Genomic DNA, 7353 nt, shown 5'->3' with positions numbered 1-7353 from the left:
CAGCAGCGCGGGCCGCACCGGCTGCCCCGCCGCGTCGATCAGCACGACGCCGTGCATCTGCCCCGAGAACCCGATCGCGGCCACCTGCGCACGTTCGTCGGCCGGCAGCCGCGCGGCTGCGCGCACGAGCGCCTGCCACCATGTGTCGGGCGCAATCTCCGCCCAGCCGGGCTGCGGCGACGACAGCGCATAAGGTTCGCTCGCGACCGCGCGCTCGACGCCATCGGCATCGAGCGTGACGAGTTTGACGGAGCCGGTGCCAAGGTCGATTCCGAGCAGGCGCATGACGTGAAGGCTGATTCGTATGAACGGATATCGATGATAACGGGATCGCGATGCGCGCCCCGTTTTTTGCCGCCACCGAGGCAGGCCGAAAACGCGGTCGCCGGCCGGGTTCCACCCGGCTGCACCTAGCGGGCAAAAGCGGCCGTTCGCGGGTTAACCCGGCACGATTTTTCCCAGGCACTTTTTGCCACTATGCACCCCGCCCGATACACACCATAAAGCGGCCTATATTTGACACGGGGGCCAGCGCTATTTTGAAGGGCTATAAAACCGGGAAACCTCACTCCTGCGGCTGTTTCCCGATGATCGACACCCTGTTGCATGCCGAAATGGCATATCGAACCAGCAAAGAACGGAATAGTACCCAGCACTCTTGTTGCGTGGATTCATTCCGAATAATTTCGTATCACCCCGAAAACAAGATCATGGAGTGAGACAGATGCAATCGAACACGGTCCATCCGTGCGATGAAGTGCTGCCGACCGGCAAGCTGGTAACGCTTGGCCTGCAACACGTCCTCGTCATGTACGCCGGCGCTGTCGCCGTGCCGCTTATCGTCGGCGCCGCGCTCAAGCTGCCGAAAGACCAGATCGCGTTTCTGATCAGCGCCGATCTGTTTTCGTGCGGCATCGCCACGCTGATCCAGACGCTCGGCCTGTGGGTCTTCGGGATCCGCCTGCCCGTCATCATGGGCTGCACGTTCGCGGCAGTCGGCCCGATGATCGCGATCGGCACCAACCCCGGCCTCGGCATCCTCGACATCTTCGGCTCGACCATCGCGGCCGGCATCATCGGCATCGTGCTGGCGCCGATGATCGGCAAGCTGTTGCGGTTCTTCCCGCCAGTGGTCGTCGGCACCGTGATCGCGGTGATCGGGCTGTCGCTGATGGAAGTCGGCATCAACTGGGCGGCCGGCGGCGTCGGCAATCCCGAGTACGGCAGCCCCGTCTATCTCGGCCTGTCGCTGCTCGTGCTGACACTGATCCTGCTGATCAACAAGTACGGCCGCGGCTTCATCGCGAACATCTCGGTGCTGCTCGGCATCGTCGCCGGCTTCGCGATCGCCTTCGCGATCGGCCGCGTGAATACCGACGGCGTCGCGCACGCACCGTGGGTCGGCTTCGTGATGCCGTTCCACTTCGGCCTGCCGCACTTCGACCCGCTGTCGATCGTGACGATGGTCACGGTGATGTTCGTCACGTTCATCGAATCGACCGGCATGTTCCTCGCGGTCGGCGACATGGTCGATCGCCCGGTCAACCAGGAGCGCCTCGTGCGCGGCCTGCGCGTCGACGGCCTCGGCACGCTGATCGGCGGCATCTTCAACTCGTTCCCGCATACGTCGTTCTCGCAGAACGTCGGCCTGATCGGCGTGACGGGCGTGAAGAGCCGGTTCGTGTGCGCCACCGGCGGCGTGATCCTCGTGCTGCTCGGCCTGTTCCCGAAGATGGCGCAGGTCGTCGCATCGGTGCCGCCGTTCGTGCTCGGCGGTGCGGGCATCGTGATGTTCGGGATGGTGGCTGCGAACGGCATCAAGGTGCTGTCGAAGGTCGACTTCGTGAACAACACGCACAACCTGTTCATCGTCGCCGTGAGCGTCGGCATGGGCCTCGTGCCGGTCGTGTCGCCGCACTTCTTCTCGAAGCTGCCGCCCGCGCTCGCCCCGATCCTGCACAGCGGCATCCTGCTGGCATCGGCGACGGCCGTGATCCTGAACATCGTGTTCAACGGCGTGAAAGGCGAGAAGGATGCGCGCTGCGACATCCGCCGCGCCGGACATGACTTCGACGGACGCCCCGCCGACGTGCATCACTGATCGCCACGCGCCGGACGACGGCGCGAAGAAGCGGTAACGAAAAACGCCACGGCATGCCGTGGCGTTTTGCTTTGGGGAGGCTTGGATGGTGCGCGATGATCGGTCGGACAGGTGGACAGGCGGATATTCGGACCGGCGGGCAGTTGGACAGTTGGACGGTGGAACAGGCGGTCATGGCGCGTGAAAGCGGGTCGCCCGCGGGCGCGGCACGGGATGCCGGTTGACCACGCAGGATGACGGGCCAAGCGCAATAAGCGACACCGGAGCCCGATGCGCGCATCGTCACCTCAACCGTCGTCGCACCGCGCGATTCGAGCACGCAAAAGAAAACGCCACGGACTTTCGTCCATGGCGTTTTCGTATCCGAATACAGCCGGTTCGAAGGACAAGCGCGGCAAACCGCGCCTGCCCTCCCTTGCGCTTACCCGTTCGTCGCTGCTGCCGACGCAGGCGCCGGAGCGGCCGCCTTGTCGTAGTCGACCGGTGCATCCGGCGCACGCGGCGTCTCGCCCGCGCGCTGGATCCACCCGCCGCCCAGTGCACGGTACAGGTCGACCAGGTTCGTCCAGCGTGCCAGACGTGCGCTGATCAGCGACTGCTGTGCCGAGTACAGGTCCGTCTGCGCGGTCAGCACCGACAGGTAGCTGTCGACGCCATTCTTGTAACGCAGGTCCGACAGGTCGAAACGTCGCTGCTGCGCATGCTCGTTGCGCTCCAGCGCCGCGATCTGCTGGTCGTACGTGCCGCGTGCGGCGAGGCCATCGGACACTTCGCGGAATGCCGACTGGATCGCCTTCTCGTAGTTCGCGATCTCGATGCGCTTCTGCACGTGCGCAAGATCGAGGTTCGCGATGTTCGAGCCGCCCTCGAAGATCGGCAGCGCAATGTTCGGCGCGAACGACCATGCCGCCGTACCGGCCTTGAACAGGCCGCCGAGCGTCGGGCTTGCCGTGCCGAACGCCGCGGTCAGCGAGATCTTCGGGAAGAACGCCGCGCGCGCTGCACCGATGTTCGCGTTCGCGGCCAGCAGCGTCTGCTCGGCCTGCATCACGTCGGGACGACGCGTCAGCAGGTCCGACGGAAGGCCTGCCGGCACGTCCGTCAGCAGGTTCTGCGCGTCGAGCGGCATGCCTGCCGGCAGGTCGTCCGGCAGCGGCTCGCCGATCAGCAGCACCAGCGCGTTCAGCGCCTGCGCGCGTGCCCGTGCTTGCGCCTGCTGGTTCGACAGCGCCTGCTCGACCACCGTCTGAGCCTGACGCAGTTCGAGCTCGGAGCCCGTGCCGTTGTCGAACTGCAGCTTCGTCAGGTTGTACGAGTCCTGCGCGGACTTCAGCGTGTTCTCCGTGACCTTCAACAGATCGTCGGTCGACAGCAGCGTCAGGTACTGCTCGGCCACTTGCGACACCAGCGAGATCTCCTGCGCTTGCCGCGCATAAGACGTCGACAGGTACTGCGCGAGCGCCTGGTCCTTCAGGCTCTGCACGCGGCCGAACAGGTCGAGCTCCCACGACGCCGACAGGCCGACGTTATAGGTGCGCGAGATCGTCGCCGTCTGAGTAGGCGAAACAGCCTGCGGATAGCGCTGGATCGTGCCCGTACCGGTGCCGCTGAGCGTCGGGAACAGCCCCGCGCGCGTGATCTGGTACTGCGCGCGCGCCGCCTCGATGTTCAGCACCGACACGCGCAGGTCGCGGTTGTTTTTCAGCGCGATCTCGATCAGCCGCTGCAGGCGCGGATCGACGAAGAACTCGCGCCAGCCGATGGCGGTCGCCGCCTGGCCGTTCGCGCTACGCGCGCCGGCCGCCCCCGGCTGCGTCGCGTAGACGCCGCCGGCCGGGTACGTCTGCGCGACGGGTGCATCGGGCCGCTTGTAATGCGGCGCCATCGTACAGCCCGTGGCGAAGAGCGCGACCGCGATTGCAGTCAAAGCGTGTTTTTGCATCATCACTGTCCCTTGTTGCCTTCGTCGCCGTTGCCCGGCTTCTCTTCATGGCGCGCGTGCTCCTGAGCCAGACGCAGTGCTTCGTCGGCATCTTCCTTCTCGCCGGCGAAGATCGCGCGGATCTTCACGAAGAACATCGGGATCATGAAGATCGCGAGGAACGTCGCCGTCAGCATCCCGCCGATCACGCCCGTACCGATCGCGTGCTGACTGGCCGAACCCGCGCCGTTACTGATCGCGAGCGGCATCACACCGAGAATGAACGCGAGCGACGTCATCAGGATCGGACGCAGCCGCTGACGCGCCGCCTCCAGCGCGGCCTCGACCGGCCCCATCTTTTCGGTTACCTGCAACTCGCGGGCGAACTCGACGATCAGAATCGCGTTCTTCGCAGACAAGCCCACTGTAGTCAGCAGGCCGACCTGGAAGTACACGTCGTTCTCGAGGCCGCGCATCGTTGCCGCGAGCAGTGCGCCGATCACGCCGAGCGGCACCACCATGATCACCGAGAACGGGATCGACCAGCTTTCATACAGCGCCGCGAGACACAGGAACACGACGAGGATCGAGATCGCGTACAGGATCGGCGCCTGCGAACCCGACTGGATTTCCTGGAACGACAGGCCGGTCCACGAATAGCCGATACCGACCGGCAGTTTCTTCGCGAGCTGCTCCATCGCTGCCATCGCCTGACCGGTCGACTTGCCCGGAGAAGCCTGGCCCTGGATTTCCATCGCCGACACACCGTTGTAGCGCTCGAGCTTCGGCGAACCGTAGGTCCAGTGACCGGTCGCGAACGCGCTGAACGGCACCATCCCGCCCGACCCGTTGCGCACGTACCAGATGTTCAGGTCGTCCGGCGTCATCCGGAACGGCGCGTCTGCCTGCACGTAAACCTTCTTGATCCGGCCGTCGGTATCGAGGAAGTTGTTCACGTACTTCGACGCCCATGCGATCGAGAACGTCTGGTCGATCGCATCCGCCGTCACACCGAGCGCATTCGCCTTCTCGCGGTCGATGTTGACCTTGTACTGCGGCGTATCGTTCAGGCCGTTCGGGCGCACGCCCTGCAGCGTCGGATCCTTCGAGGCCATCCCGAGCAGCTGGTTACGCGCGGCCATCAGTGCATCGTGGCCGAGACCCGCGTTGTCCGTCAGCTCGAAGTCGAAGCCGGCAGCCGTACCGAGTTCAGGAATCGACGGCGGGTTGAACGGGATCACGATCGCGTCCTTGTAGCCCGCGTAGCGCCCGAACATCCGGCCGATCAGCGCCTGCACCTTCTGGTTCGCATGCTGACGCTGCGAATAGTCCTTCAGGCGAACGAACACGAGACCGGAGTTCTGGCCGCGGCCGGCGAAGCTGAAGCCGTTGACCGTGAACGCCGATTCGACGATTTCCTTCTCGTCCTTCAGCAGGTAGTCGGAAATGTTCGCCAGCGTCTTCGCGGTCGTTTCCTGCGTCGAGCCCGACGGCGTCTGCACGATCACGAACATCAGGCCCTGGTCTTCATCCGGCAGGAACGACTTCGGCAGGCGCACGAACAGCAGGCCGACCGCGATGATCACGACCAGGTAGATGACGAGCCAGCGGCCCGAGCGCTTGATCACGTGGTGCACGCCGACGTGGTACTTGTCGCGGCTGTTGTTGAACGTGCGGTTGAACCAGCCGAAGAAGCCCTTCTTCTCTTCGTGATGCCCTTGCGGGATCGGCTTGAGGATCGTCGCGCACAGTGCCGGCGTCAGAATCAACGCGACGAGCACCGACAGCACCATCGCCGTCACGATCGTCAGCGAGAACTGACGATAGATCGCGCCGACCGACCCGCCGGAGAACGCCACCGGCACGAACACGGCCGACAGCACGAGCGCGATACCGACCAGCGCGCCGGTGATCTGGCCCATCGCCTTGCGGGTCGCCTCCTTCGGTGACAGGCCCTCCTCGGCCATCACCCGCTCGACGTTCTCCACCACCACGATTGCATCGTCCACCAGCAGGCCGATCGCGAGCACGAGGCCGAACATCGACAGCGTGTTGATCGAGAAGCCCACCACCGACATGACCGCGAATGTGCCGAGCAACACGACCGGCACCGCGATCGTCGGGATGATCGTCGCCCGCAGGTTCTGCAGGAACAGATACATCACGAGGAACACCAGCACGATACCTTCGAGCAGCGTCTTGACCACTTCCTCGATCGACAGCTTCACGAACGGCGTCGTGTCGTACGGGTACTTCACGACGAGGCCATGCGGGAAGAACGGTGCCAGTTCGTCGATCTTCGCGCGCACGGCCTTCGCGGTCGCCAGTGCGTTCGCGTTGGTCGCGAGCTGGATCCCGAGTGCCGCGGTCGGCTGACCGTTGTACTTCGTGTCGAAGTTGTAGTTTTCGCCGCCGAGCTCGATCTTCGAGACATCCTTCAGGCGAACCTGCGAGCCGTCCTGGTTGACCTTCAGCAGAATGTCGCCGAACTGCGCGGGCGTCTGCAGCAGCGTCGATTCGGTGATCGTCGCCTGCAGCATCGTGCCCGGCGTGGACGGCGTGCCGCCGATCTGGCCGCCTGCAATCTGCACGTTCTGTGCGGCGATCGCAGTCGACACGTCAACCGGCGTGAGGCCGTAGTTCGTCAGACGGTTGGCATCGAGCCAGATCCGCATCGCATACTGCGAGCCGAACAGCGTGACGGTACCGACACCGTTGATCCGGCTGATCGGGTCCTTCACGTGCGACGCCACGAAGTTCGCGAGGTCGTACTTGTTCATGCTGCCGTCTTCGGAGTTGAAGGCGAGCACCAGCAAGAAGCTGCTGCTCGACTTCGTCACCGAAAGGCCGAGCTGCTGCACGACCTGCGGCAGAACCGGCGTCGCGAGCGACAGCTTGTTCTGCACCTGAACCTGTGCGATGTCGGCGTTGGTACCCGGCGCGAAGGTCAGCGTGATCGTCGCGTTACCCGAGTCGTCGCTGGTCGACGACATGTACAGGAAGTTGTCGAGACCGCTCATCTGCTGCTCGATCACCTGCGTCACCGTGTCTTCCACCGTTTTCGCGGAAGCACCCGGGTAGTTCGCGGTGATCTGGATCGATGGCGGCGCGATCGTCGGATACTGCGAGATCGGCAGCGTGAAGATCGACGCGACCCCGGCCAGCATCAGAATGATGGCGATCACCCACGCGAAGATCGGGCGATCGATAAAAAACTTTGCCATGAAACAGGCTCCCTGTTATTGCGCGCTCGAAGCAGCGGCAGCACTCGCCGGCGCAGCGCCCGATGCGGCAGCACCGGAAGCGGCAGCGGCGCCGGAACCGGCGGCAA

At 64.4% G+C, this 7353-nt stretch carries 4 protein-coding genes; 1 reads left to right on the top strand and 3 read right to left on the bottom strand.

Going from position 1 to position 7353, the window contains the following annotated elements:
* Positions 1-285 (bottom strand): FGGY family carbohydrate kinase (locus tag G3O00_RS37840; protein ID WP_241025522.1); only part of this gene is annotated, 285 nt, incomplete at its 3' end.
* Between the two features lie 439 nt (positions 286-724).
* On the opposite strand from G3O00_RS37840, the gene G3O00_RS37835 reads away from it, so the two are divergent.
* A complete protein-coding gene (locus G3O00_RS37835) occupies positions 725-2101 on the top strand; it encodes a nucleobase:cation symporter-2 family protein (protein ID WP_011353047.1) in 1377 nt (458 codons plus the stop codon).
* Between the two features lie 421 nt (positions 2102-2522).
* On the opposite strand, the gene G3O00_RS37830 is transcribed toward G3O00_RS37835, so the two are convergent.
* On the bottom strand, positions 2523-4046 hold the full coding sequence (locus tag G3O00_RS37830; RefSeq protein WP_206146064.1) for an efflux transporter outer membrane subunit: 1524 nt from the start codon (positions 4044-4046) through the stop codon (positions 2523-2525).
* Positions 4046-7246 carry an efflux RND transporter permease subunit gene (locus G3O00_RS37825; protein WP_011353049.1) on the bottom strand — a complete coding sequence of 1067 codons (3201 nt, stop codon included), beginning with the start codon at positions 7244-7246 and terminating at the stop codon, positions 4046-4048. Before G3O00_RS37825 ends, G3O00_RS37830 begins: the two co-directional genes overlap by 1 nt.
* Positions 7247-7353: the final 107 nt, after the last annotated feature.

Source organism: Burkholderia sp. Ac-20384 (assembly GCF_017104605.1).
In the GTDB taxonomy this organism is placed as follows: Bacteria; Pseudomonadota; Gammaproteobacteria; order Burkholderiales; family Burkholderiaceae; genus Burkholderia; species Burkholderia lata.
This window is presented reverse-complemented; position numbering and strand designations above follow the sequence as displayed.

Coding starts and splice junctions, on each gene's coding strand:
- G3O00_RS37825 (WP_011353049.1), bottom strand. CDS start 7,246: ATGGCAAAGTTTTTTATCGATCGCCCGATCTTCGCGTGGGTGATCGCC.
- G3O00_RS37830 (WP_206146064.1), bottom strand. CDS start 4,046: ATGATGCAAAAACACGCTTTGACTGCAATCGCGGTCGCGCTCTTCGCC.
- G3O00_RS37835 (WP_011353047.1), top strand. CDS start 725: ATGCAATCGAACACGGTCCATCCGTGCGATGAAGTGCTGCCGACCGGC.